This window comes from Escherichia sp. XD33, from assembly GCF_019375075.1.
Taxonomy (GTDB): Bacteria; Pseudomonadota; Gammaproteobacteria; order Enterobacterales; family Enterobacteriaceae; genus Enterobacter; species Enterobacter flexneri_A.
Window position 1 is genome coordinate 82,434 of sequence record NZ_JAENDM010000013.1, and the last position, 25,936, is coordinate 108,369.

Genomic DNA, 25,936 nt, shown 5'->3' on the forward strand with positions numbered 1-25,936 from the left:
CCCAGCAAACATGCATACATGAACAACAAGCCGCGATGGTTTTCGCGTTCATGCAGGCATAGCGATTGATGTGCATATGGTCTCGCCTGACTGAAAGTATTCAGTCCGTACGTGCCACGTTTTGCAACGAGTATGTTGACACGTACATTTCCGGAATCTGGAAATCGGCTACTCCCCAAATGAGGGCGCAACCTTAACATATTTTGAGAATATAAAACAACTGTTGGAATATATTATTTCATTGCTTTATTGATAACGATTTACATTTAGATTTATATATCAATGAAACGTTAAAATAAATAACAAATAAGGGAAGAGGTAATATAGCCTAAGCTATGTCTGATTATTAAAAATACACTAAACATAGCTTTGGCTAAATTCATAACTTATTGAGTTGAAACGAGAAGCTTATAAATTTTTTCCAGATCGTCGATATTTCGAACGCGGATTAACAGCCGACGCTGTTCTAATTGCATCACCAACACGCCATCTTCCGACAAGTTCATCGCTTTGATTCGGCTATATTCAATCCAGACATTGGCGAAGAAAAAACCTTTTTGTTTAAAGATGATCTTCGGAACGCGGATCCAGAATATATAAAAACCCATCAGAGCCAGTGCGCTTAATAACCATGTCGTTATTAACGCACCATGATTCGTGACGTTGTTATAGATAAGAATGACAATCAATCCGACGAAGATAACGCTATCGATGCGACCACGCCGGAGCAAAGGAATTGCCAGCAGGGTGGGGCCATTACGGCGGGGCATGATGAACTGATCGTAGATCGCGAAGGCCAGGAGTGCGGCGATGAAAAGAATCAGTACCAGGTCCGTGATTGTCATTAATCCTCCAGATAAAAAAACGGGGCCAAAAGGCCCCGGTAGTGTACAACAGTCTTACAGTCCCAGCAGGCCGCAAGCGTAACCAGCGATACCGATGACGAAGAAGCCAACGATGATCCACAGCGGGTTAACTTTTTTGCGCAGTAGCCACATACAAGCAAAGGTCAGCAGCAGTGGTACCAGGCCTGGCATTAACTGGTCCAGAATAGTCTGGACAGTAGTAACGTGTTCTTTGCCCGTCTGGTCAGTAATGCGAGAGACAACCAGCGGGATGTTGACATGTGTCCACTTGTTAACCAATGCCCCCATGACAAACAGGCCGAGGATAGACGCCCCTTCCGTCAGTTTTTGCAGGAAGCCACCACCCATATCTTTAACGATATCGATACCTTTGGAGTAACCATACGCTACGCCGTAGTAACGGGTTGCCAGACGCACCAGGTTAAACAGGATGAAGAACAGCAGCGGACCTAACAGGCTGCCGCTCATCGCGATACCGGCACCCAGTGCTGCAAATACCGGACGTACGGTTCCCCAGAAGATCGGGTCGCCTACACCAGCCAGTGGCCCCATCAAACCGACTTTGATACCGTTGATAGCACCGTCGTCGATCTCTGCGCCATTAGCACGCTGTTCTTCCAGCGCCAGGGTTACGCCGAGAATCGGCGCAGCCACGAACGGCTGGGTGTTAAAGAACTCCAGGTGACGGCGAATAGCTTGTTTACGAGCTTCGTTGTTCTCAGGGTAGAGGCGACGAATTGCCGGTACCATAGAGAAGCAGAAACCCAGTGCCTGCATACGTTCGAAGTTCCATGAACCCTGGAAGAGGTTAGAACGCAGGAAGACGCCACGAATATCACTTTGAGTGAGTTTTTTCTCGGTGGTAGTTTGAGTTGTATCAACCATTTCGCTCACCTGTTAGTCCAGTTCGTTATCGAGATCGTTGTTACCAGCTGCCTGAGCAGGCGCACCGGCTACGCGGTTGTATTTCGGGCTAAGTTGGATGTAGAGCACTGCCATAACAGTACCAATCACACCCAGAGCAACCAGGTTAAAGTTGGTGAATGCTGCGGTTACGAAGCCGAGGTAGAAGAACGGCATCAGGTAGCCAGCACGCATCATGTTGATAACCATCGCATAACCAACCACCACGATCATGCCACCGGCGATATTCAGACCATTGGTCACCACTTCCGGAATCGCATTCAGCATGTTCTGTACTTCGCTGGTACCAACAGACAGCGCAACGATGACGGCCGGAATAGCCACACGCATTGCTTGCAGGAACAGAGAAGAAACGTGGATCCAGGAAATCGCTGTCAGGTTGCCGTTATCAGCAGCCTTATCCGCAGCGTGCTGGAAAGCAACGGTAATAGTACGAACGATGATGGTCAGTACCTGGCCCGCAGCGGCCAGAGGGATTGCCAGTGCGATACCTGCACCAATGCTCTGATGACCTGCGATAACCAGAATGGTAGAAATGATAGAAGCCAGAGCGGCGTCAGGCGCAACTGCAGCACCGATGTTCATCCAGCCCAGCGCGATCATTTCCAGCGTACCACCGATAATAATACCGGTTTTCATATCCCCAAGAACGATACCCACCAGGGTACACGCGATTAGCGGACGGTGAAACTGAAATTCATCGAGGATTGATCCCATACCTGCGATACAGGCTACGATAAATACCAGCACAATTTGAAGAGTGGTAATCTCCATTGTACTTCTCCTGTTTACGTAAGACTTAAGTGTGAAAACTGAGTGATAATCAACACAATACGTTACTTATCGATTTTGCTGATCAGATCCATCATTTTCAGTTTCGGATCGGTGGAAACCTTACGGACTTCCAGCTCAATACCGCGCGCATTCAGTTTCTTGAACGCCTCGATATCTTTTTCATCAACCGAAACCGCGTTATTCACCTGGGTTTTACCCTGACGGAATGCCATACCACCGACGTTAACAGAGGTGATTTTCACGCCGCCTTCAACGAGACGCTCTACATCTGTTGGGTTGGTAAATAACAGCATTACGCGTTCGCCAGCATATTTCGGGTTGTTGTAGACGCGAATCATTTTGGCAACATCAACTACGTGTGCTGTTACGCCCGGAGGTGCAACCTGGGTGAGCAGTGTCTTACGAACGGTATCCGCAGCCACTTCATCACTAACAACAATAATACGGGAGACATTGGTTTCTTTGGTCCAGCGGGTGGCGACCTGACCGTGAATCAGACGGTCGTCGATACGCGCAAGGCCAATAACCATGTAGTCGTTTGGCCCCATTGGTTTTGCCGGAGTTGGAGCCGCTTTTGGTGCTGCGGCAGCGGGTGCTGGCGCGGCTTTTTCAACCGGTTTGGCTTTCAGTGCTTTCACGCCTTCACGGCCTGTTTCTACTGCCAGCGCAACCAGTTCATCAAAGCTTGGGTCATCATCACGAGCCATTAACGTTTCCACGAGCATTGGAATGTTAACGCCTGCAATGACTTCATAATGCTCTTTGTCGACGACAATGCGGCTGGCAGCATTGAACGGGCTGCCTCCCCATGTATCAACGAGAAACAGCACGCCTTTAGTGGTGTCGAGTTTTGCCAACTGAGCGTTGTACTTTTCAATCAGCGTTTCGGCATTTTCACCTGGAACGAAATCGATCCAGCCGACGTTTTCCTGCTCGCCTAACAGCATTTCTGCCGTTTTAAGCAACTGCTCTGCAGCCCAACCATGTGTGCCTATAACAATAGCAATGGTCACTTGCTACCTCCTTTATTATCGTTAACACCTCAACGTGCCAGATGTATTTTTGAATCGTCGTCCACAATCGAATCGATTCAGATAAGGGCTACAACCAAAAACCCCTGCGTTTCGCGATTTATTTTAGATATCGAAAAAATTATTTTATGTGATGAAGATCCGTAATTTAACTTTCGATTAGCAGAAATTTCGAAAGGTAAAATATCCTTGTCACATTCGTTTGCAAAGGAAGGTAAATCTTTGCCAAATCAGAGGCGTCTCTGATATGTTTAACTCCCGTTTAACAACCATGGAGTATAGGGCAGTAGCCCGCAGTATGGATCGTCACCGACGTCATTTCAGCATCAGGCCTTTTAACGCCTGCCTTTCTGGCACTCTATGCCGCACCTTTCGTTTGCATTTTGTCGTTACGCCTGCATTATTTCTGGCGTCGAATAGCTATTCCTTAAGCAGGAGCTTGTCATGGAATTCTTAATGGACCCCTCAATTTGGGCGGGGCTACTCACGCTTGTTGTTCTCGAAATTGTGCTGGGTATCGATAACCTGGTCTTCATCGCCATTCTTGCTGACAAACTGCCGCCAAAACAACGCGATAAAGCGCGTTTGCTGGGGTTATCACTGGCGCTGATTATGCGTCTGGGGCTGCTGTCGCTGATTTCATGGATGGTCACGCTGACCAAACCGCTATTTACCGTCATGGATTTCTCCTTCTCCGGACGCGACCTGATTATGTTGTTCGGGGGGATATTCTTGCTGTTCAAAGCAACAACCGAACTGCATGAACGGCTGGAAAACCGCGATCATGATTCCGGCCACGGTAAAGGCTACGCCAGTTTCTGGGTGGTCGTCACACAGATTGTCATCCTTGACGCCGTCTTCTCGTTGGATGCGGTAATTACTGCAGTAGGGATGGTTAACCATCTGCCGGTGATGATGGCGGCGGTAGTGATTGCGATGGCGGTTATGTTGCTGGCATCCAAACCGCTGACGCGATTCGTTAACCAGCACCCCACGGTGGTGGTGCTCTGTCTGAGCTTCCTGTTAATGATTGGTCTGAGTCTGGTGGCAGAAGGTTTCGGTTTCCACATTCCGAAAGGTTACCTGTATGCCGCGATTGGCTTCTCGATCATCATCGAAGTGTTTAACCAGATTGCGCGTCGCAACTTTATTCGCCACCAGTCGACTTTGCCGCTGCGAGCGCGTACTGCCGATGCCATCCTGCGTTTGATGGGCGGGAAACGTCAGGCCAATGTTCAGCACGATGCCGATAACCCGATGCCGATGCCGATCCCGGAAGGTGCATTTGCCGAAGAAGAACGTTACATGATTAACGGCGTACTGACGCTGGCGTCGCGTTCTCTGCGCGGGATCATGACGCCGCGCGGTGAAATAAGCTGGGTTGACGCTAATCTCGGGGTCGATGAAATCCGCGAGCAACTGCTCTCTTCACCGCACAGTCTGTTCCCGGTATGTCGCGGTGAACTGGATGAAATCATCGGTATTGTACGTGCTAAAGAACTGCTGGTGGCGCTGGAAGAGGGCGTTGATGTGGCGGCGATTGCTTCGGCGTCTCCGGCGATTATCGTCCCGGAAACCCTCGATCCGATCAACCTGTTGGGCGTGCTGCGTCGTGCTCGCGGGAGCTTTGTTATCGTGACCAACGAGTTTGGTGTGGTACAAGGTCTGGTCACGCCGCTGGATGTGCTGGAAGCCATTGCGGGTGAATTCCCGGACGCTGACGAAACGCCGGAAATCATTACTGATGGTGACGGCTGGCTGGTAAAAGGCGGTACAGATTTGCATGCCTTGCAGCAGGCGCTTGATGTTGAGCACCTTGCCGATGACGATGATATCGCGACGGTCGCGGGCCTCGTGATCTCGGCAAATGGTCACATTCCCCGTGTGGGCGATGTGATTGATGTAGGGCCACTGCATATCACCATCATTGAAGCCAATGATTATCGTGTTGATCTGGTTCGCATTGTTAAAGAGCAACCGGCGCACGATGAAGATGAGTAAGCATTAACGTAACGGCATAATGGGCGTGATATGTCCATTATGCCGGGCGGGCGGCGGTTGGCTGCCCGCCAGCCATTTGGGAAAATCACGTAGCGGCATCGGCTGTGCGTACAAATACCCTTGCAAAATATGCACGCCATGACGGCGCAAATACTTCGCCTGTTCTTGCGTTTCCACGCCCTCCGCCACCAGTTCAATATTCAGTCTTTGCCCCAGCGCGATGATGATATCGGTCACCGTCGAGTTAACCGCGTCAGAACCTATAGCTGCGGTAAATGACTTATCAATTTTCAGCACGTCAGGACGTAATGTTTCAAGCCAGGAAAATGAACTGTTGCCGGTGCCGAAGTCATCAATCGCCAGTTTGACGTTTTTACGATGTAGCTCGCGGGCAATCCGATAATCAACATCCAGTAAGGCATCGCGTTCGGTGATTTCGAGGATCAGTTGCTGAATCGGGTGAGCGCTAAACCAGTACTGATTGAGATCTTTTATCAGCACACCACGGCGAAAATGGCTGGGTGCGACGTTAATGCCAACATGAAACTGACTACTCATCGGGAAAACATGGCGCTGACGAATGGTTTCTGCCATCACATAGCGGGTCAGTGGCACAATTAAATGATGTTCTTCCGCGATAGGAATAAACACATCCGGTGAAATCCAGCCCTGACGCGGATTGTTCCAGCGCAGCAAAATCTCTACACCAATACATTGCTGGCTGCGCGCATTAAGCAAAGGCTGACAGAACAATTCGAACTCATGTTGCGCCAGGCCCAGATTGATTTCGCGGGAAAAGCTCATCCGGTAAGCGGTCGCCAGCCAGGCGATGTAGCCCACCAGTAAACTTAGCAGCACCGCCAGCGGTAATTGTGTTGGAAGATAGTGCCATGCCAGCGCCGTAGCCCCCGGACCATTAACGTTAATGGTAAAAGGAAAGCGTTGCGAAGAAACCTGATAGTTTTCATTGTCTTCAGGTTGCGGAAGGGAATCTACCAGCCCATTACCATAGAGCAAATGCCGTTTGTCCACCGTCAGGCTGGCGCTACTGATTTGCGGCAGTTGTGGCTCAAGGAGCATTGCCGTCAGTAAGTCGATGTTAATCATCTCCATGACCCCAGCATTGCTACTGCCCGCTGCAGGCGTCCATTGAATCAAAACCGGACTGCCTTTAATCAGGGCACGGTCGATCGTCAGGCGTAAAAGTGGTTGCGGTGCAGGAAGTTCAGCCAGAATGTCCACGACGGGCACATTGCGATAACCAAAAATGCTGGAGCAATAAAGTGTGCCGTCTTGCACCAGGCCAATGGATCGCACAGTTTGGAGTTTTGCCGCCTGTTTACGTAATGGCAAATGGGCGACAGAGCAGGGCAGACCAATCAGCGGAAGCAAGACTTCGCTACCTGCCTGTAGGGGAAGCAGTACTTTATCTAATTCCTCTACAGCGTGATTGGCGAATTGTACTACCCGTTGTTGATTTAAGTTACGCTGTGAAATAAATCGCACGCTCAGGGTCGAAGCGAGCGTAACGAGTGCGCAAATCGTACAAACAATCATTCGATTACGGCGATAGGTTTTAATGATCCGTTGTGCTTTTTGCATGCGGGCCACCCTGTAAGCGTATGGCGACAAACGCCTGACGCAACAGTGGAAGTGTAGTGGGGAATATTACAGCAGACGAGAAAGCGGGTATAAATTCGCCCATCCGTTGCAGATGGGCGAGTAAGAAGTATTAGTCACACTGGACTTTGATTGCCAGACCACCGCGTGAGGTTTCGCGGTATTTGGCGTTCATGTCCTTACCGGTTTCGTACATCGTTTCGATGACCTTATCCAGCGAGACGCGCGGTGCACTGGTGCGGCGCAGAGCCATCCGTGCGGCGTTAATCGCCTTCACAGAGGCAATGGCATTACGCTCAATGCACGGCACCTGAACCTGCCCTGCAACCGGGTCGCAGGTTAAACCAAGGTTGTGTTCCATGCCAATTTCCGCCGCCACGCAAACCTGTTCCGGGCTACCGCCCAGCAGTTCTGCAAGACCCGCAGCAGCCATTGAACAGGCAACACCCACTTCGCCCTGGCAACCAACTTCCGCACCGGAAATAGAGGCGTTCATTTTATACAATGCACCAATCGCGCCCGCTGCCATAAAGTAACGGGTATAGATGTCCGGGCTGACCGATTCAATAAAGTGGTCATAGTAAGCCAGCACTGCCGGAACGATACCGCAGGCACCGTTGGTTGGCGCAGTTACCACACGACCACCGGCGGCGTTTTCTTCGTTAACTGCCAGCGCAAACATGTTTACCCAGTCAATGACATTCATCGGATCGTTAGACAGTTTATCGCTGGAAACTAACATCCGGCGCAGGGCAGACGCACGACGTGGCACGCGCAGCGGGCCTGGCAGTACACCTTCGGTGTTCATCCCGCGATCGATACATGCCTGCATGGTTTGCCAGACATGCGCGAAATACTCGTCGATCTCTTTCTTGCTGTGCAGCGCCAGTTCGTTCTGCATAGCGAGACCAGACAGCGAATAGCCGGTTTCATTACAGTACGCGAGCAGTTCGGTGGCAGATTTGAACGGATACGGCACGCTCACTTCGTTGGCAGCATCCTGACCAAAGTGTTCTTCATCGACGATAAAACCACCGCCGATGGAATAATAAGTTTTGCTGTAGACGACTTCATCGCCGTTATAGGCGTGGATTTGCATACCGTTTTCATGCAGCGGCAGGTTGCCGTTATGAAAACGCATCCCGTTGTCGCGCGGGAAATCCACTTCATGCCGTCCCTGTGCCAGCAGCAGACGTTCGCGCTCTTCTACGTCGCGAATAAAACCGGGAATACTGTCGATATCCACGGTGGCAGGTTCGTTACCTGCAAGACCCATAATAATGGCGATATCGGTGTGGTGGCCTTTACCCGTCAGCGACAGTGAACCATAAACGTCCACGGCAACGCGAGTAACGCTATCCAGTAAGCCTTTTTCGACCAGATCATCGACGAACTGTTTACCCGCCTTCATAGGCCCTACGGTATGGGAAGATGAGGGACCAATCCCCACCTTAAACATGTCGAATAGACTAATCACGATAATACTCCTGACAAGGTGACTGGACTTCCAGTAACGAACTAATAACAGCGCATAGTGTAAGAGGGAACGCGGCGACTGGCTTAACTATTCACATGAATTAAACTAATCAAAAACCGCGATTTAACTAATATTGCGATGATTGTCTCAAGTAGTGTTTTGTAGATGTAAAGATAAGTATAGTCAGGGTTTCACACCAATTTGCAGCGCCAGCTCACGAATTATGCATGCGGTCATTCCCCATACAAAATACTGTTCGTACCAGGACAGCCATACCCGATGTGAATCGCCACGGCGGTAGATATCTAAAGGGTGATAACGACCCAGATGTAATGCCTGGGCGAGCGGCATTTCAAACACCGCCGAGACTTCATCTTCACTGGCGCGATACGGCAGATCGGGCGGGATAATGCCGACCACTGGGGTTACCTGATAGCCAGTTACGCTATCGACGGGCGGCAGCACGCCGATAACTTCAACGGCGGAAGGCGGTATAGCGACCTCTTCTTCAGCTTCGCGCAGCGCGGCGGCGATAGCTGATGCGTCCGTGTCATCGACTGCACCTCCAGGGAATGCCACTTGTCCAGCGTGTTTACGCAGATGAATTGAACGCTGAGTCAGCAACAACCCCGGTTGCGGTCGACGGACGATGGGGATTAACACGGCAGCCTGACGATGATTTAGGGTTTCCCGGTTAATTTGCGGGCGCAAAAGTTGAAAGCGAGATAAAAAATCATCAAGCGTCAGGCTACGGTATTCCACGTCTTACTTCTCCAGTTGGCGTAATATCTTATTAACTTTATCAAAAGTTTCCTGATATTCCGCTTCTTCCTGGCTATCGGCGACAATTCCACCGCCCGCAGAGCAGTATATTTGTCCGTTAATGGCAGTCAGCGTGCGGATAGTAATGCTGGTATCCATGTTGCCGCAAAAGCTCAAATAGCCAATGCTGCCGCACCAGGCATTACGTCGCTGCGGTTCCAGTTCGTCGATAATTTCCATAGCCCGTACTTTCGGAGCCCCGGTTATTGAGCCACCAGGAAAAGCTGCGCGCAGCAGATCGCTGGCGTGTAACTGTTCTGGTAGTCGCGCCGTTATAGTGCTGACCAGATGATGCACGGCAGGGAAGGGTTCCACCACGAACAGCTCTGGTACTTTTACCGAACCGGCTACGGCAACACGACCGATATCATTACGCATTAAATCGACAATCATCAGATTTTCGGCACGATCTTTCGCTGAGTTCGCCAGTTTTTCTGCTTGTTTGCTATCTTCCTGAGGATCGGGCAGGCGTGGTAGCGTGCCTTTAATCGGGCGGGTCTGGATTTCACTATTATCACAAAGAATAAACCGCTCTGGCGAAAGGCTTAAAATTGCACCCTGTTCAAGACGTAAAAAAGCGCTAAATGGCGCGCGGTTGGCCTGATTAAGCTGAAGGAATGCCTGCCATTCATCGCCAGAATAGGTCGCATGAAAACGCTGGGCGAGATTCACCTGATAGCAATCACCGCTGTGCAGATATTCCTGTACCTGGCGAAATTTTTCGCCGTACTGCTCGCGGGTCATATTGGATTGCCAGTCGGAAGTGAGCGTGAAATCTTCCTGCGGCGAGAATTGCTGGCTTTCCAGCCAGGCCCGACGGGCATTGACATCATTATGACTCAGCAAAGAAACTGTATGACGCTGGTGGTCGACAATGAGCGCCCAATCGTAGATACCCACTGCCATATCCGGCAGAACGATATCTTGTTCCGCAATTTCTGGCAGTGACTCAAAACGGCGGCCCAGATCGTAGCCAAACAACCCCAGTGCGCCGCCCTGAAATGGCAAATCTTCGTTATGCGTTGGGCGAATGTCTGCGCGATCCAGCACCTGCTGGAGCACCTGTAGCGGGTCATCAGTGGTCGTTGTGCGTTTTTCGCTTTCACTAACAACGGTTTCTTTACCGAAAGTGGTTAAAGTGCAAATCGGATCGGCGACCACAATATCAAAGCGGCTATACGGATGATCGGCATAGCCGGAGTGTAAAAGCATCGCCCACGGCAGGTGGCTTAAGCGGGAGAAATAAAATTCAGCGGCGTCCTGACGCCAGGGTAAAGTAATCACAGCGGGAGATAACGTCTTCATCAGTCCTGACTCTACTGGCTATGTGCCGGGTAGCATGAAATAATTAGCGCCAACAATTTAGCAGGAGTTAACAATGTTTGCAGGTTTACCTTCACTCACCCATGAACAGCAGCAAAAAGCTGTCGAGCGGATCCAGGAACTGATGGCACAAGGGATGAGCAGCGGCCAGGCAATCGCGCTGGTGGCAGAAGAGCTGCGTGCCAACCACTCCGGCGAGCGAATCGTGGCGCGTTTTGAGGATGAAGACGAGTAACACACTAATCCGTATCGATTTCGTTATAGAATCCGATGATTATTTGATTGTGAGAAAAAGGACGCTTTTTATATGTGATTAAAAGCGTCCTGACCCATTTATGCTGATATAAATTAAACTCAGACCAGTGCTTTTAGTTCTTCCTGCATATATGTTGAAAAGTATTCAGGATTTTTAATTACAGTGCGTTCACCAGACTCCATTTTTTTTGCCCATCCAACCATTTTTTCCGTGAACCCAGGGTTCCAGCCTTCCTGGTCAGCTCGCGCCGTAATATCAGCGGCACTCGCGGGTACTCCCAGTTCTTTTAAATATTTAAAGATTCCCTTCGCTGTGCTTTCATTCATCGAACTTGGTGTTGGCGCTGATACATCCATGGCACCAATGAAATCCAGGGCTTTATCTATTACAGCAGGCATATTCTTATCCTTAAAATTAACCATGTTATCGATAAGGCTATATATGACCTTAATTTGCATCTAATATCAAAGGGATTATAACGATATGGCACGAGTTAACCTGTTGACATTCAGGTGTTTTAAAGGTAGCAGCTCATGGTGTGTTATCCAGTAAGATGGAGAAAATTAACGGTCAGTCCGCACGCTATAACCAGATTGTTCAGCTAAGAAAGAAAACCAGAGGTGCTAATCGAAGGGCGAACACAACGGCATGGTTATGTTTATTTATATAGTTAGCTTTATAGCTAAAATTGAAATTATAAAAATAAATAATGAATTAGCAGGAGCATCAACAGTAATATCTTAATCTCTGGTCGATTTATGTAAAACCGACCAGTATTATCGATAAATTATCGTCTGACTTATTTTGCTTCGATAAAGCTTACACCGCAGCCACAATCTTAATTTCAACTTTATACTTCGGGTTCATCAGCCCCGCTTGCACCGTGCAGCGCACCGGCGCATGACCCGCCACAACCCAGGCATCCCACGCTTTATTCATCGCCGCGAAGTCGTTTTTATCGGCCAGGAAAATGGTGGCATCCAGAATGCTCGATTTATTGCTGCCCTGTTTTTCCAGCACGGCGTCAATCTGTGCCAGCGTGTTGGCGGTTTGCTCAAAGGCATCGGCGTCGAGGTTTTCCGGTACACCAGTGTAGTAGAGCGTGTTGTTGTGGATTACTACATCAGACCAGCGGGCTTCAGCATCGATACGAACGATAGTCATCATTTTGTCCTCATTATACTTCCATTTTCGTGCTGCAAAGACTGCCACAATGTGAGGTCGCCGTCACCACTTCAACTGGCGAAAGCGCCCTCATCCTGACATAATCCCTGTTCAAATCAACAGGGGGTAGTGTGACGGACGATTTTGCACCAGACGGTCAGCTGGCGAAAGCGATACCAGGCTTTAAGCCGCGAGAACCACAGCGACAGATGGCGGTAGCCGTCACCCAGGCGATAGAAAAAGGCCAGCCGCTGGTGGTGGAAGCAGGAACCGGTACGGGCAAAACCTACGCTTACCTGGCTCCTGCGCTGCGGGCGAAAAAGAAAGTCATTATCTCGACCGGCTCAAAAGCGTTGCAGGATCAGCTCTACAGCCGCGATTTGCCAACAGTCTCAAAGGCATTGAAATATACGGGCAACGTGGCGCTGCTGAAAGGGCGCTCAAACTACCTCTGCCTCGAACGTCTCGAACAGCAGGCGCTGGCGGGGGGCGATCTGCCGGTACAAATCTTAAGCGATGTGATCCTGCTGCGCTCCTGGTCTAATCAAACAGTCGATGGTGATATCAGCACCTGCGTCAGCGTGGCGGAAGATTCACAGGCGTGGCCGCTGGTCACCAGCACCAACGACAACTGTCTTGGCAGCGACTGCCCGATGTATAAAGATTGCTTTGTGGTCAAAGCACGTAAAAAAGCGATGGACGCCGATGTGGTGGTGGTAAACCATCATCTCTTTCTGGCGGATATGGTGGTTAAAGAGAGTGGATTTGGCGAACTGATCCCGGAAGCGGACGTCATGATCTTCGACGAAGCCCACCAGCTACCGGACATTGCCAGCCAGTATTTTGGTCAGTCACTCTCCAGTCGACAACTGCTCGACCTGGCAAAAGACATCACCATCGCCTACCGCACCGAATTAAAAGACACCCAGCAGTTACAAAAGTGCGCTGATCGTCTTGCCCAGAGTGCGCAGGATTTTCGTCTGCAACTCGGTGAGCCAGGTTATCGCGGTAACCTGCGTGAGCTGTTAGCTAATCCGCAAATTCAGCGGGCATTTTTACTGCTCGATGACACCCTGGAACTTTGTTATGACGTGGCGAAACTGTCACTGGGGCGTTCCGCCTTGCTGGATGCGGCATTTGAGCGCGCCACGTTGTATCGCACACGGCTGAAGCGGCTAAAAGAGATCAATCAGCCGGGCTACAGCTACTGGTACGAATGCACTTCGCGCCATTTTACTCTGGCTCTCACGCCGCTCAGCGTGGCGGATAAATTCAAAGAGTTAATGGCGCAAAAACCCGGTAGCTGGATCTTCACCTCAGCAACGCTGTCGGTGAACGACGATCTGCATCATTTCACCTCGCGGCTTGGCATCGAACAGGCCGAGTCGTTGCTGTTGCCCAGCCCATTTGATTACAGCCGCCAGGCGTTACTCTGTGTGCCGCGCAATCTGCCGCAAACCAACCAGCCAGGTTCTGCTCGCCAGTTAGCGGCAATGCTGCGACCGATCATCGAAGCTAACAACGGTCGTTGTTTTATGCTTTGTACCTCGCACGCCATGATGCGCGATCTGGCCGAGCAGTTCCGCGCTACCATGACGCTTCCTGTATTGTTGCAGGGGGAAACCAGCAAAGGGCAACTGTTGCAGCAATTTGTCAGCGCCGGTAATGCGCTTCTTGTGGCAACCAGCAGTTTCTGGGAAGGGGTGGACGTGCGTGGCGATACATTGTCATTGGTAATTATCGACAAATTGCCGTTTACCTCGCCGGATGATCCACTGTTAAAAGCGCGCATGGAAGATTGTCGTTTGCGCGGTGGCGACCCGTTCGATGAAGTGCAACTACCAGATGCCGTCATTACTCTCAAACAGGGGGTAGGGCGACTGATTCGCGACGCCGACGATCGTGGCGTGCTGGTGATTTGTGACAATCGGCTGGTGATGCGTCCTTACGGCGCGACGTTTCTCGCCAGTCTGCCGCCCGCGCCACGCACCCGTGACATTGCCCGTGCGGTTCGTTTCCTTGCGATACCATCCTCCAGGTAATTTGTTACGGAGTATGGTATGATGCGCGCCTTTTTATTGATCTAAGCACGAAGACCCATGCGAATTCTGGCTATCGATACCGCGACAGAGGCCTGCTCTGTCGCCCTGTGGAACGACGGTACTGTCAACGCTCATTTTGAGCTTTGCCCTCGTGAACATACTCAACGAATCTTACCGATGGTGCAGGATATCCTGACCACCAGCGGAACTTCCCTCACTGATATTAACGCTCTGGCTTACGGGCGCGGCCCCGGTAGCTTTACTGGCGTGCGCATTGGTATTGGCATCGCGCAAGGGCTGGCGCTTGGCGCGGAATTACCGATGATTGGCGTCTCCACGCTAATGACGATGGCGCAAGGGGCGTGGCGCAAAAACGGCGCAACCCGCGTGCTGGCAGCCATTGACGCGCGAATGGGCGAAGTTTACTGGGCCGAATATCAGCGTGATGAAAACGGTATCTGGCACGGTGAAGAAACCGAAGCCGTACTCAAACCCGAAATCGTCCATGAACGAATGCAACAGCTTTCCGGCGAATGGGTGACGGTAGGGACGGGCTGGCAAGCTTGGCCGGATCTCGGTAAAGAGAGCGGGCTGGTTTTGCGCGATGGCGAAGTGTTACTGCCTGCTGCTGAAGATATGCTGCCGATTGCGTGTCAGATGTTTGCCGAGGGTAAAACGGTGGCGGTGGAACATGCCGAACCGGTTTATTTACGTAACAACGTCGCATGGAAGAAACTTCCGGGCAAAGAATGAATCTTAAGAGTATGCCCTGAGAAAAAAAGGAGTCGCACCATGGCGGTTCAAAAGAATGTTATCAAAGGCATACTGGCAGGTACGTTTGCGCTAATGCTGAGCGGTTGTGTCACTGTGCCGGACGCCATTAAAGGCAGCAGTCCCACGCCGCAACAAGATTTAGTTCGGGTGATGAGTGCGCCGCAGCTGTACGTTGGTCAGGAGGCACGCTTTGGTGGCAAAGTGGTTGCGGTACAAAACCAGCAAGGGAAAACCCGCCTGGAAATTGCTACCGTACCGCTGGACAGCGGAGCCAGACCGACGCTGGGAGAACCTTCTCGCGGTCGCATTTATGCCGATGTGAACGGTTTTCTGGACCCGGTGGATTTCCGTGGACAACTGGTTACGGTAGTCGGGCCAATCACTGGTGCGGTTGACGGCAAAATCGGCAATACGCCCTATAAATTTATGGTGATGCAAGTAACGGGTTACAAACGTTGGCATTTAACCCAGCAGGTGATTATGCCGCCTCAGCCGATTGATCCATGGTTTTATGGCGGTCGTGGCTGGCCCTATGGCTACGGCGGATGGGGCTGGTATAATCCCGGTCCCGCGAGAGTACAAACAGTTGTAACTGAATAATTGCTTGTTTTTAAAGAAAAAGAAACAGCGGCTGGTCCGCTGTTTCTGCATTCTTACGGTAAAGATAAAAATAAATAGTGACGCGCTTCGCAACCTTTTCGTTGGGTAATTATCAAGCTGGTATGATGAGTTAATATTATGTTAACAGCATGTATATCATTTGGGGTTGCGATGACGACGAACACGCATTTTAGAGGTGAAGAATTGAAGAAGGTTTGGCTTAACCGTTATCCCGCGGACGTTCCGACGGAGATCAACCCTGACCGTTATCAATCTCTGGTAGATATGTTTGAGCAGTCGGTCGCGCGCTACGCCGATCAGCCTGCGTTTGTGAATATGGGGGAGGTGATGACCTTCCGCAAGCTGGAAGAACGCAGTCGCGCGTTTGCCGCTTATTTGCAACAAGGGTTGGGGCTGAAGAAAGGCGATCGCGTTGCGTTGATGATGCCTAATTTATTGCAATATCCGGTGGCGCTGTTTGGCATTTTGCGTGCCGGGATGATCGTCGTAAACGTTAACCCGTTGTATACCCCGCGTGAGCTTGAGCATCAGCTTAACGATAGCGGCGCATCGGCGATTGTTATCGTGTCTAACTTTGCTCACACACTGGAAAAAGTGGTTGATAAAACCGCCGTTCAGCACGTAATTCTGACCCGTATGGGCGATCAGCTATCTACGGCAAAAGGCACGGTAGTCAATTTCGTTGTTAAATACATCAAGCGTTTGGTGCCGAAATACCATCTGCCAGATGCCATTTCATTTCGTAGCGCACTGCATAACGGCTACCGGATGCAGTACGTCAAACCCGAACTGGTGCCGGAAGATTTAGCCTTCCTGCAATACACCGGCGGCACCACAGGTGTGGCGAAAGGCGCGATGCTGACTCACCGCAATATGCTGGCGAACCTGGAACAGGTCAACGCCACCTATGGGCCGTTGCTGCATCCAGGTAAAGAACTGGTAGTAACGGCACTGCCGCTGTATCACATTTTTGCCCTGACCATTAACTGCCTGCTGTTTATCGAACTGGGTGGGCAGAACCTGCTTATCACTAACCCGCGTGATATTCCAGGGTTGGTAAAAGAGTTAGCGAAATATCCGTTTACCGCTATCACTGGCGTTAACACCTTGTTCAATGCGTTGCTGAACAATAAAGAGTTCCAGCAGCTGGATTTCTCCAGTCTGCATCTTTCCGCAGGCGGTGGGATGCCAGTGCAGCAAGTGGTGGCAGAGCGTTGGGTGAAACTGACCGGACAGTATCTGCTGGAAGGCTATGGCCTTACCGAGTGTGCGCCGCTGGTCAGCGTTAACCCATATGATATTGATTATCATAGTGGTAGCATCGGTTTGCCGGTGCCGTCGACGGAAGCCAAACTGGTGGATGATGATGATAATGAAGTACCACCAGGTCAACCGGGTGAGCTTTGTGTCAAAGGACCGCAGGTGATGCTGGGTTACTGGCAGCGTCCCGATGCTACCGATGAAATCATCAAAAATGGCTGGTTACACACCGGCGACATCGCGGTGATGGATGAAGAAGGGTTCCTGCGCATTGTCGATCGTAAAAAAGACATGATTCTGGTTTCCGGTTTTAACGTCTATCCCAACGAGATTGAAGATGTCGTCATGCAGCATCCTGGCGTACAGGAAGTCGCGGCTGTTGGCGTACCTTCCGGCTCCAGTGGTGAAGCGGTGAAAATCTTCGTAGTGAAAAAAGATCCATCGCTTACCGAAGAGTCACTGGTGACCTTTTGCCGCCGTCAGCTCACGGGCTACAAAGTACCGAAGCTGGTGGAGTTTCGTGATGAGTTACCGAAATCTAACGTCGGAAAAATTTTGCGACGAGAATTACGTGACGAAGCGCGCGGCAAAGTGGACAATAAAGCCTGAGCGTTAAGTCAGTCGTCAGACGCCGGTTAATCCGGCGTTTTTTTTGACGCCCACTAAAGAGAATACAATTTGAATTACCAAATGATTACCACGGACGATGCGCTGGCTTCTTTGTGTGAAGCCGTCCGTGCCTTTCCGGCGATAGCCCTGGATACTGAATTTGTTCGTACGCGCACTTATTACCCGCAGCTGGGTTTAATTCAACTTTTTGATGGTGAGCATCTGGCGTTAATTGATCCTCTCGGGATCACCGACTGGTCACCGCTGAAAGCGATCCTGCGCGATCCGTCCATCACAAAATTTCTCCATGCAGGCAGTGAAGATCTGGAAGTGTTCCTCAATGTCTTTGGCGAATTACCACAACCCCTGATTGACACGCAAATCCTTGCTGCCTTCTGCGGACGCCCGATGTCATGGGGGTTCGCTTCCATGGTGGAAGAGTATTCCGGCGTTACGCTGGACAAGAGTGAATCGCGCACCGACTGGCTGGCCAGACCGCTGACCGAACGTCAGTGTGAATACGCAGCGGCTGATGTCTGGTATCTGTTACCGATCACCGCCAAGCTTATGGTAGAAACGGAGGCCTCCGGCTGGCTACCTGCGGCGCTGGATGAATGCCGCCTGATGCAAATGCGTCGTCAGGAAGTCGTTGCGCCGGAAGATGCCTGGCGTGATATCACCAATGCCTGGCAATTACGCACACGCCAACTGGCCTGTCTGCAACTGTTAGCCGACTGGCGACTGCGCAAGGCTCGTGAGCGTGATCTGGCGGTGAACTTTGTCGTGCGTGAAGAGCATTTGTGGTCGGTCGCGCGTTATATGCCGGGAAGTTTAGGCGAACTGGACAGCCTGGGTTTATCCGGTAGCGAAATCCGCTTTCACGGTAAAACGCTGCTGGCGCTGGTGGAAAAAGCGCAGACATTGCCGGAAGAGGCCTTACCGCAGCCGATGCTTAACCTGATGGACATGCCGGGTTATCGTAAAGCGTTTAAAGCGATTAAGTCGCTGATTACTGACGTGAGCGAAACGCATAAGATCAGCGCCGAATTGCTGGCATCGCGTCGGCAAATCAACCAACTGCTGAACTGGCACTGGAAACTGAAACCGCAGAACAATTTGCCGGAGCTGATTTCCGGCTGGCGTGGTGAGCTGATGGCGGAAGCATTACACAATTTATTGCAGGAATATCCGCAGTAAAATCTTCCGAAGCCGGACTGGGCGCGCTCAGCGCCACATCCGGCTTTGGCAAACTACAAATCCAACACCAGGCGTTTACCCTTCGCACGCGAACAACAGATCAACATACTTTGCTGGCTGGCACGCTCTTCATCGCTAAAATACTGATCCCGATGGTCAGCTTCACCTTCCAGTATTGCTGTTTCGCAGGTTCCGCATACCCCTTCACGACATAAACATTCCACTTTCGCGGCTTTATTATTTTCAATAACCTGCAAAATAGTCATCTCTTCCGGCACCACAAACTCTTTTCCGGAACGGGCAAGCACCAGGGTAAAGGCATCGCCGGTTTTGTCTTCGATAGCAAATTGCTCAAAGTGCAGCGTATCGGCGGCGATGTCCAGACGCGCAGCTTCACTTCTTACCGCTTCATTTAGCGCCTCGGGACCACAGGTATAAACGTGTGTGCCAGGTTCGATATCCGCCAATAATCGCGCTAATTCCAGTCGTGTTCCGGTTGATGAGTGATGCAAGTGAACTTTCTCAGCCTGCGGATGCTGGACTAGCTCATCACGAAATGCGCAACTTTCTGGATTTCGCGAGCAGTAATGTAGCTGCCAGTCGACGTCGCTGTGTTGCAGCTCTGCCATGTGCGACAGAAAAGGGGTGATACCAATACCGCCCGCGATAAACAGATGCTTTCTGGCTGAGGGAATTAGCGCAAACAGGTTATTAGGCGTTGAAATCGTTAACCGATTGCCCACTTTTACCTGCTGATGCAAAAAGCGGGAACCGCCGCGCGAGTTTTCCTCCAGCCGAACGGCAATCTGATAACAAGAGGTGTCATGCGGCGAACTCAGTAGTGAATACGCATTGCTGTACTGGTTATCACCATCGCTCATCTGCACAATGACGTGACTTCCTCCGGTAAACGCAGGTAATGGTTTGCCATCGGTTGCCACCAGCGTGAAGCGTTTCACCTGTTCGGTAAGGGGTTCAACCTGGCTCACCTGTACTTCAAACATTTGATAGTCTGACATTGCTGTACTCCATCAAAAATCAGCCCAGCGGCGGAAAATACCGCCGCCGATGTCATTAGTCCTTAAACACCTGCGCCAGCAGATTATGGAAATGGGCGATACCATGTTCGGAAATGCCACTACCGCTACTGTCGGCCATGATGCGCCCCTGACCACGATAGCCACGCGATTTCAGCCCTTTCTGTACGCTTTCAACCAGACGTAAATCTTCCGGACGGAACACATCGCGATACCACTCAATCAGCGATTTTTGCTCGTCGGTTAACTCTTCATTGGTGAAGTAAATATCGTAGTTTTGCAGGGTAGTTTCAGAATCCACCGGGAATTCATAAATGACCGTCATCATCCCTTTGATCGGGGTGACGTTCAGCATCGTGCACGGCCACAGCCAGAAACCGTGGAATGCCGCATCCGTACCCTCTTCAAATTTAAACGACTGTTCGGACGGTTTGGCGAAACCGTATTGCAGCGTCCAGTTACCGTGCATGGTGTGCCAGTAACGATCAACCTGTACGGAGTCGGAGAAACCTGGATGCGCCGGACCACAGTGATAGCACTCGAGATAGTTATCGACAATGTTCTTCCAGTTGGCAGGCGTGCGGGTGGTAAAGCGGGCCGCCAGTTTCAGATCGTGGACTTCCGGGCAGGCTTCCAGCACTTTCGCGCCCAGGCCGGGTAATTGATCTTCTACGCTGGTGGCGTTGGGGTCCATGTTGATGAAGACGAATCCGGCATATTCTTCCAGACGCACCGGAACCAGTTGCGCTTTGTCGCTATCGAAATTGGCGACGTTTTCGCAGTTACGTGCATGGGCCAGGTTGCCATCGAGTTTGAATGCCCATGCGTGATACGGGCAGGTAATCACATTTTTTGCTTTTCCTTCACCGCTCAACAACTGATGACCACGGTGCGGACACACGTTATAGAACGCGCGCAAAACCTTATCACGACCGCGTACCAGCACGATGCTTTCGCCAATGATCTCACGCGTCACATAATCATTGGCATTCGCCAGTTCGCTGCTGTGAGCGACGCAAATCCAGCTTTTGGCGAAGACGTTCTCTTTTTCGTGTTCAAACGCGTTCTGATCGGTATAAAAACGGGCAGGAATGGTCCACGCCTCTTGCGGGTTAGCGCAAAAATTTTCGGGTAGTACAAAGTCAGGGCTCAGATTGCTCATAGGGATACCTTTATCGTTAGGATGATGGCGCTCAGTTGTCGCCTTTGAATACGGTTCCCGCAGGGAGCACTGGCGTTTTTTCCAGGGCTTCAACCGGTGTCTGCGGGAGATAATGTTCAACTTGATGAGCCGGAATGTCGGCGTAATCCTGTTTCAGCCAGCGAATAAACCCGCCGACTTTCACCAGTAAAATGACGAGGAAGGGAAGGGCTGTGAGCACGACGGTGGTTTTCATCGTTTCCAGCGAAGCACCGGTAAACAAGATGGAAAGCGGGATCAGAGTGATCACCACGCACCAGAAAAGACGCAGCCCACGGTCAGGATCGTCACCTTCCTGGAGATTACGCGTACTGGTCGCCGCCATGGTGTAGGCCACTGCATCCATATGCGAGGCAAGGAAAATAATCATCACGCCCAGGTATGCGGCGAGGAACAATTTACCGGCTGGCAACGACATCAGAACTTGCTGTACAGCTGTTTCGCCGCCCAGTGTTTCCAGCACCTGTGGGACGTTGATTACGCCATTGATAAACTGATGAATGGCATAGCTTTCCATTACGCCAAAGAAGAACCAGCAACCGACGGTGCTGCCGAGGATCAGTCCCCAGATAACTTCTTTAATCTTACGACCGCGGGAAACGCGGGTGACAAACATTGCTACGCCAGGGGTGTATGAGATCCACCACAGCCAGTAGAAAACGGTCCAGTTGCGGGTAAATGAACCATCGCCAAGCGGATCGGTGAATAAGCTCATTTGCAGGAAGTTTTGCGTGGTCAGGCCGATGGCATTGATGATGCTGTTGGTAATAAATTCGGTTGGGCCGACAATCAGCACCAGTAATGGCAGCAGGAACGCGCCCCAGCCAACCATTTTGCTCAGACGTTGCAAACCGTTGTTGATACCAATCCACGAGCTTAGGCAAAAAATGCCGCCGGAAAGCAGGATCACAAATGCCTGCACGGTGAAGTTATCGGGTAAACCGGTCAGCGCGGAAAGCCCACGGGTAAAGGTTGCTGCGGTAACAACAAGGGAAATGGTCAGTGCGCCGACAGTGGCGATCAGGAACATCAAATCGACCAGTTTTCCCCATGGGCCTTGCGGGCGAACGCCGGTAATAGCAGCAATAATGCCGGAAAGGCTCAGACCTTTGTTTTTCCGCACATGAAAGTGATAAGCCATGATTAATGAGGCCAGCGTATAAGTTGCCCAGGCGCTGATGCCCCAGTGGAAGAAAGAGTAGGGAACGCTAAATTCGAGTGCCTGTTGTGAACGCGGTGCGATATTTAATCCAGGCGTTTGATAATAATAGGCCCATTCAGCAACCCCCCAATAAAGCGTAGAAGAACCTAAACCGGCACAAATAAACATAAACAGCCAGGAGAGCGTGCTGTATTCCGGTTTTCCTTCGCCAAGACGAATATTGCCGTATTTACTGGTGGCTAAATAAATCACCAGTCCCATTGCCAGCAAAACCAATACCTGTACGGCGGAACCTAACGTACGCGTAACAAAATTTGCATGTTACATAAATTAAACAATTAAGAATACGGAAAGCCATAAAACACGAAACGGAAACAATAAAAGGTGAAATGACGCAGGTTATTTACTGCAAAGAACGAATAAAAAAACCGCGTCAGTGACGCGGTTCAAATAAACTGGTTTGACCTTAACGCAAAATAATTTTGCAAATCGCGTCGGCAACCTGTGGCGTGGTGGCATTGCCTTTCATATCAGGTGTTTTCGGCCCGTGAGCAATCACTTCTTCAATTGCTGCCAGAATACCGTTATGCGCTTGCTGGAAACGCTCATCGCCATTGCCGAGAAAATCGAGCATCATTGCCCCGGCCCAAATCGTGGCGATAGGGTTAGCAATATTTTTCCCGTAGATATCCGGCGCGGAACCGTGGACAGGCTCGAAGAGCGACGGGAAAGTGCGTTCCGGATTCAGGTTGGCGGATGGGGCAATGCCAATGGTGCCGGTGCAGGCCGGGCCAAGATCGGAAAGGATATCGCCAAACAAATTGGACGCCACCACCACATCGAATCGTTCCGGCTGCATCACAAAACGCGCGCAGAGAATATCAATATGCTGCTTGTCCCAGCGGATCTCCGGGTAATTCTCGGCCATTGCTTCCACTCGCTCATCCCAGTACGGCATGCTGATGGCTAAACCGTTCGATTTAGTGGCAGAAGTTAGCGTCTTACGTGGGCGGCTTTGCGCAAGTTCGAAGGCATAACGCAAAATGCGATCGACACCACGACGCGTAAATACCGATTCCTGAATGACGACTTCATGCTCTGTACCTTCATTCACTCTACCGCCGAGCGAGGAATATTCGCCTTCGGTGTTTTCCCTGACCACGTAAAAATCGATGTCGCCAGGCTGTTTTCCCGCCAGCGGGCAGGGAACGCCAGGAAAGAGACGAACCGGGCGCAGGTTGACGTACTGGTCGAATTCACGACGAAATTTCAGCAGCGAACCCCACAACGAAATATGGTCCGGAACGGTATCCGGCCAGCCGACGGCACCAAAATAGATGGCGTCGAAACGGCTAAGTTGCTCATGCCAGTCGTCCGGCATCATTTTACCGTGATGGCTGTAATACTCGCAGCTCGCCCACTCCATTTGCTCAAAACTCAAGGCGAAGCCCCAGCGCTCAGCGGCAGCCTGTAACACGCGAATCCCTTCAGGAAGGACTTCTTTGCCAATCCCGTCTCCCGGGATCGCAGCAATACGCATCGTTTTCATCATTGGGTTCTCACTTCCTGACCATCAAAATTGACAACATCACCATCCTATAATTGACTGAAAAGGAATTAATCCCCGTAACTGGTGAAACATAAAACACGAATCATGAATAATTTACCGCTGCTGAATGATTTGCGCGTCTTTATGCTGGTGGCTCGCCGGGCTGGTTTTGCCGCCGTGGCGGAAGAACTGGGCGTTTCACCGGCGTTCGTCAGCAAGCGCATCGCCTTGCTGGAGCAAACGCTAAACGTGGTGTTGTTACACCGCACCACCCGCCGCGTCACCATTACCGAAGAAGGAGAGCGGATTTATGAATGGGCGCAGCGGATTTTGCAGGATGTCGGTCAGATGATGGACGAACTTTCTGACGTGCGTCAGGTGCCGCAGGGGATGCTGCGTATTATCAGCAGCTTTGGTTTTGGACGACAGGTGGTGGCTCCGGCGTTATCAGCGCTGGCGAAGGCGTATCCGCAACTGGAATTACGTTTTGATGTGGAAGACCGACTGGTCGATTTGGTCAATGAAGGTGTCGATCTCGATATTCGCATTGGCGATGACATCGCCCCTAATTTAATCGCCCGCAAACTGGCGACCAATTACCGTATTCTCTGCGCGTCGCCGGAATTTATTGCGCAACATGGCGCGCCGAAACATTTAACCGATCTTTCTGCATTGCCGTGCCTGGTCATTAAAGAGCGCGATCATCCTTTTGGTGTCTGGCAATTACGCAATAAAGAAGGCCCCCATGCGATTAAAGTCACCGGCCCACTGTCGTCTAATCATGGAGAAATTGTCCATCAGTGGTGTCTCGATGGGCAGGGGATTGCTCTGCGTTCCTGGTGGGATGTTAGCGAAAACATTGCCAGTGGTCATTTAGTGCAAGTGCTACCGGAATATTACCAGCCAGCGAACGTCTGGGCCGTTTATGTTTCAAGGCTGGCGACGTCAGCGAAAGTGCGGATAACGGTAGAATTTTTACGCCAGTATTTTGCCGAGCACTACCCGAATTTTTCACTGGAGCATGCCTGATTAATGATTCAATTATCGGGTTGATATCAGGTTAAAACCTGATTTTCTCCTTTCTAAGCCGCTACAGATTGGTTAGCATATTCACCTTTAATCGCGCATGATCGAAAGATAATTAAAGAGGTTAATGTGTTCGCTGAATACGGGGTTCTGAATTACTGGACCTATCTGGTTGGGGCCATTTTTATTGTGTTGGTGCCAGGGCCAAATACCCTGTTTGTACTCAAAAATAGCGTCAGTAGCGGTATGAAAGGCGGTTATCTTGCGGCCTGCGGTGTATTTATTGGCGATGCGGTATTGATGTTTCTGGCATGGGCTGGAGTGGCGACATTAATTAAGACCACCCCGATATTATTCAACATTGTACGTTATCTTGGTGCGTTTTATTTGCTCTATCTGGGGAGTAAAATTCTTTACGCGACCCTGAAGGGTAAAAATAGCGAGGCCAAATCCGATGAGCCCCAATACGGTGCTATTTTTAAACGCGCGTTAATTTTGAGCCTGACTAATCCGAAAGCCATTTTGTTCTATGTGTCGTTTTTCGTACAGTTTATCGATGTTAATGCCCCACATACGGGAATTTCATTCTTTATTCTGGCGGCGACGCTGGAACTGGTGAGTTTCTGCTATTTGAGCTTCCTGATTATATCTGGTGCTTTTGTCACGCAGTACATACGTACCAAAAAGAAACTGGCTAAAGTTGGCAACTCACTGATTGGTTTGATGTTCGTGGGTTTCGCTGCCCGACTGGCGACGCTGCAATCCTGATGCTTTCAGCCCGCGTTGTCGCGGGCTTCCCATCTATAATCCTCCCTGATTCTTCGCTGATATGGTGCTAAAAAGTAACCAATAAATGGTATTTAAAATGCAAATTATCAGGCGTACCCTGAAACGGCTGGAATAAACCGTTTTCAGCGCATTCACCGAAGGAGGGAAAAGGATGCTTCAAATCCCACAGAATTATATTCATACGCGCTCAACGCCTTTCTGGAATAAACAAACTGCACCTGCCGGAATATTCGAACGTCATCTTGATAAAGGAACGCGCCCGGGGGTTTACCCCATAAGCGCTAACTTAAGGGTTGTGGTATTACGCCTGATATGATTTAACGTGCCGATGAATTACTCTCACGATAACTGGTCAGCAATTCTGGCCCATATTGGTAAGCCCGAAGAACT

The 25,936-nt window shown here is 50.6% G+C and carries 24 protein-coding genes and 2 pseudogenes; 12 read left to right on the top strand and 14 right to left on the bottom strand.

Translation table 11 applies throughout. The features are described from left to right. Positions 1-386 precede the first annotated feature (386 nt). From K0778_RS10290 to manX, 4 genes are all read right to left on the bottom strand, one after another. Positions 387-845, bottom strand: coding sequence for a DUF986 family protein (locus tag K0778_RS10290; RefSeq protein ID WP_000156255.1), 459 nt, complete (start codon positions 843-845; stop codon positions 387-389). Positions 846-899: 54 nt separating this feature from the next. Then, positions 900-1,751 carry a PTS mannose transporter subunit IID gene (manZ, locus tag K0778_RS10295; RefSeq protein WP_000228655.1) on the bottom strand — a complete coding sequence of 284 codons (852 nt, stop codon included), beginning with the start codon at positions 1,749-1,751 and terminating at the stop codon, positions 900-902. Positions 1,752-1,763: 12 nt separating this feature from the next. Next, complete coding sequence (gene manY, locus K0778_RS10300) at positions 1,764-2,564, bottom strand: PTS mannose transporter subunit IIC (protein ID WP_000406926.1); 801 nt, start codon at positions 2,562-2,564, stop codon at positions 1,764-1,766. Between the two features lie 62 nt (positions 2,565-2,626). After that, the gene (manX, locus tag K0778_RS10305) at positions 2,627-3,598 is read right to left on the bottom strand and encodes a PTS mannose transporter subunit IIAB (protein ID WP_000150543.1); all 972 of its coding nucleotides are present in this window, start codon (positions 3,596-3,598) and stop codon (positions 2,627-2,629) included. Positions 3,599-3,914: 316 nt separating this feature from the next. Here manX and yoaL point away from each other — a divergent pair, with 316 nt between their 5' ends. Continuing rightward, positions 3,915-4,073, top strand: coding sequence for a protein YoaL (gene yoaL / locus K0778_RS28315; protein ID WP_001327808.1), 159 nt, complete (start codon positions 3,915-3,917; stop codon positions 4,071-4,073). After that, a complete protein-coding gene (gene yoaE, locus K0778_RS10310) occupies positions 4,061-5,617 on the top strand; it encodes a CNNM family cation transport protein YoaE (protein WP_000394983.1) in 1,557 nt (518 codons plus the stop codon). Before yoaL ends, yoaE begins: the two co-directional genes overlap by 13 nt. 3 nt (positions 5,618-5,620) lie before the next feature. Here yoaE and K0778_RS10315 read toward each other — a convergent pair whose 3' ends face one another. The 4 genes from K0778_RS10315 to pabB form a co-directional block, all read right to left on the bottom strand. After that, positions 5,621-7,219 (bottom strand): EAL domain-containing protein, encoded by a 1,599-nt coding sequence (locus K0778_RS10315; RefSeq protein WP_001295494.1) that lies wholly within the window; start codon positions 7,217-7,219, stop codon positions 5,621-5,623. Positions 7,220-7,349: 130 nt separating this feature from the next. Continuing rightward, positions 7,350-8,714, bottom strand: a complete 1,365-nt coding sequence (gene sdaA / locus K0778_RS10320; RefSeq protein ID WP_000624298.1) for an L-serine ammonia-lyase — start codon at positions 8,712-8,714, stop codon at positions 7,350-7,352. A 183-nt stretch (positions 8,715-8,897) separates the two neighbouring features. Further along, positions 8,898-9,476: a CoA pyrophosphatase gene (locus K0778_RS10325; protein WP_000456714.1), complete on the bottom strand. Its 579-nt coding sequence runs from the start codon at positions 9,474-9,476 to the stop codon at positions 8,898-8,900. A 3-nt stretch (positions 9,477-9,479) separates the two neighbouring features. After that, positions 9,480-10,841 (bottom strand): aminodeoxychorismate synthase component 1, encoded by a 1,362-nt coding sequence (pabB, locus tag K0778_RS10330; RefSeq protein WP_000854972.1) that lies wholly within the window; start codon positions 10,839-10,841, stop codon positions 9,480-9,482. A 73-nt stretch (positions 10,842-10,914) separates the two neighbouring features. Here pabB and K0778_RS10335 point away from each other — a divergent pair, with 73 nt between their 5' ends. Further along, positions 10,915-11,094, top strand: a complete 180-nt coding sequence (locus K0778_RS10335; RefSeq protein ID WP_000457334.1) for a YoaH family protein — start codon at positions 10,915-10,917, stop codon at positions 11,092-11,094. A gap of 119 nt (positions 11,095-11,213) precedes the next feature. Here the strand turns inward: K0778_RS10335 and K0778_RS10340 are convergent, their stop codons facing one another. After that, positions 11,214-11,513 (bottom strand): DUF1889 family protein, encoded by a 300-nt coding sequence (locus K0778_RS10340; RefSeq protein ID WP_001111993.1) that lies wholly within the window; start codon positions 11,511-11,513, stop codon positions 11,214-11,216. 421 nt (positions 11,514-11,934) lie between these two features. After that, positions 11,935-12,279, bottom strand: a complete 345-nt coding sequence (locus tag K0778_RS10345) for a RidA family protein (protein WP_001295493.1) — start codon at positions 12,277-12,279, stop codon at positions 11,935-11,937. Positions 12,280-12,410: 131 nt separating this feature from the next. On the opposite strand from K0778_RS10345, the gene K0778_RS10350 reads away from it, so the two are divergent. The 5 genes from K0778_RS10350 (at position 12,411) to rnd (ending at position 18,782) form a co-directional block, all read left to right on the top strand. Then, complete coding sequence (locus K0778_RS10350) at positions 12,411-14,321, top strand: ATP-dependent DNA helicase (protein ID WP_000128847.1); 1,911 nt, start codon at positions 12,411-12,413, stop codon at positions 14,319-14,321. 57 nt (positions 14,322-14,378) lie between these two features. After that, on the top strand, positions 14,379-15,074 hold the full coding sequence (gene tsaB, locus K0778_RS10355; RefSeq protein ID WP_001220966.1) for a tRNA (adenosine(37)-N6)-threonylcarbamoyltransferase complex dimerization subunit type 1 TsaB: 696 nt from the start codon (positions 14,379-14,381) through the stop codon (positions 15,072-15,074). Between the two features lie 39 nt (positions 15,075-15,113). Then, the gene (yeaY, locus tag K0778_RS10360) at positions 15,114-15,695 is read left to right on the top strand and encodes a Slp family lipoprotein YeaY (protein ID WP_000290576.1); all 582 of its coding nucleotides are present in this window, start codon (positions 15,114-15,116) and stop codon (positions 15,693-15,695) included. A 204-nt stretch (positions 15,696-15,899) separates the two neighbouring features. Continuing rightward, positions 15,900-17,585: a long-chain-fatty-acid--CoA ligase FadD gene (gene fadD / locus K0778_RS10365; protein ID WP_000758422.1), complete on the top strand. Its 1,686-nt coding sequence runs from the start codon at positions 15,900-15,902 to the stop codon at positions 17,583-17,585. An 81-nt stretch (positions 17,586-17,666) separates the two neighbouring features. Next, positions 17,667-18,782 carry a ribonuclease D gene (gene rnd, locus K0778_RS10370; protein ID WP_001303529.1) on the top strand — a complete coding sequence of 372 codons (1,116 nt, stop codon included), beginning with the start codon at positions 17,667-17,669 and terminating at the stop codon, positions 18,780-18,782. A 53-nt stretch (positions 18,783-18,835) separates the two neighbouring features. Here the strand turns inward: rnd and yeaX are convergent, their stop codons facing one another. The 4 genes and pseudogenes from yeaX to dmlA all read right to left on the bottom strand — a co-directional run bounded on the left by yeaX (position 18,836) and on the right by dmlA (position 23,734). Further along, positions 18,836-19,801 (bottom strand): carnitine monooxygenase reductase subunit YeaX, encoded by a 966-nt coding sequence (yeaX, locus tag K0778_RS10375; protein ID WP_001287031.1) that lies wholly within the window; start codon positions 19,799-19,801, stop codon positions 18,836-18,838. 55 nt (positions 19,802-19,856) lie between these two features. Further along, entirely contained in the window at positions 19,857-20,981 is a 1,125-nt protein-coding gene (gene yeaW / locus K0778_RS10380; protein WP_000067822.1) for a carnitine monooxygenase, oxygenase subunit YeaW, read from the bottom strand. 31 nt (positions 20,982-21,012) lie between these two features. Continuing rightward, positions 21,013-22,494: pseudogene (gene yeaV, locus K0778_RS10385) on the bottom strand (BCCT family transporter YeaV); the annotation flags it as partial. A 154-nt stretch (positions 22,495-22,648) separates the two neighbouring features. Continuing rightward, entirely contained in the window at positions 22,649-23,734 is a 1,086-nt protein-coding gene (dmlA, locus tag K0778_RS10390) for a multifunctional D-malate/3-isopropylmalate/tartarate dehydrogenase (RefSeq protein WP_000978494.1), read from the bottom strand. Between the two features lie 102 nt (positions 23,735-23,836). Between dmlA and dmlR the strand changes: the two genes are divergently transcribed. The 4 genes and pseudogenes from dmlR to K0778_RS27670 all read left to right on the top strand — a co-directional run. After that, entirely contained in the window at positions 23,837-24,760 is a 924-nt protein-coding gene (gene dmlR, locus K0778_RS10395; RefSeq protein ID WP_001300522.1) for a DNA-binding transcriptional regulator DmlR, read from the top strand. 126 nt (positions 24,761-24,886) lie between these two features. After that, positions 24,887-25,525 (top strand): leucine efflux protein LeuE, encoded by a 639-nt coding sequence (leuE, locus tag K0778_RS10400; protein WP_000457206.1) that lies wholly within the window; start codon positions 24,887-24,889, stop codon positions 25,523-25,525. A gap of 172 nt (positions 25,526-25,697) precedes the next feature. Then, positions 25,698-25,820 (top strand): annotated as a pseudogene (locus K0778_RS10405) (DUF1971 domain-containing protein); the annotation flags it as partial. Between the two features lie 54 nt (positions 25,821-25,874). Next, the coding region (locus K0778_RS27670; protein ID WP_223671452.1) for a hypothetical protein at positions 25,875-25,936 on the top strand (62 nt) is incomplete at its 3' end.